The organism is Glaciecola sp. SC05 (assembly GCF_041380235.1).
In the GTDB taxonomy this organism is placed as follows: Bacteria; Pseudomonadota; Gammaproteobacteria; order Enterobacterales; family Alteromonadaceae; genus Glaciecola.
The window spans coordinates 1-615 of record NZ_JBGIYY010000055.1; the positions used below are offsets into that span (position 1 = coordinate 1).

Below are 615 nucleotides of genomic sequence, written 5' to 3' on the forward strand. Positions count from 1 at the left end.
TATGAGAACTACGGTTTCAATAGACGATGAGTTGTTTGATAAAGCTATCCAGCTTTGCGAACCTGGTATTGAAAAGTCTGAAATTATTAGAGAAGCAATCAGAACTTTCGTTCGAGTTCAGTCAGCAAAAAGGTTAGCCGCACTAGGCGCTCAATCACCAGACATGCAGGATATCCCTCGTCGTGGCACTGAATAACATGGTTTTGGTAGATACTTCTGTTTGGGTTTCTCATTTTAAGTATTCAGAAGATTTCTTAATTGAATTATTAACAAAAGACGCCGTCCTGTGTCACCCACTGATAATAGCTGAAATTGCTTGCGGAACTCCCCCTTCTCCAAGGGCCAGAACACTTAGCGATATGTCTTTGCTTGCTACATCAACTATTGCGAACCAGACTGAAGTGCTAACGATGATTGAGCAACATCAACTATACGGAAAAGGTTGTGGATATATAGACATTGCTCTCCTTTGCTCTGTACTATTGACGCGTGATGCCAAGCTATGGACATTGGACAAACGCCTTGGGAATCTAACAGACCAATTTGAAGTGAAATACTCACCTGAATAACTGGTTTTAGGTAATTAGTTTGTCAAAAGCTAAATGGCCGTTATTC

At 40.8% G+C, this 615-nt stretch carries 2 protein-coding genes; both read left to right on the top strand.

From position 1 onward, the window contains the following. Nucleotides 1-196: type II toxin-antitoxin system VapB family antitoxin (locus AB9H30_RS19345; RefSeq protein ID WP_371196432.1), on the top strand; the 196-nt coding region annotated here is incomplete at its 5' end. Then, nucleotides 183-569 (top strand): type II toxin-antitoxin system VapC family toxin, encoded by a 387-nt coding sequence (locus AB9H30_RS19350; RefSeq protein ID WP_371196433.1) that lies wholly within the window; start codon nt 183-185, stop codon nt 567-569. The genes AB9H30_RS19345 and AB9H30_RS19350, both read left to right, overlap by 14 nt. Nucleotides 570-615 lie beyond the last annotated feature (46 nt).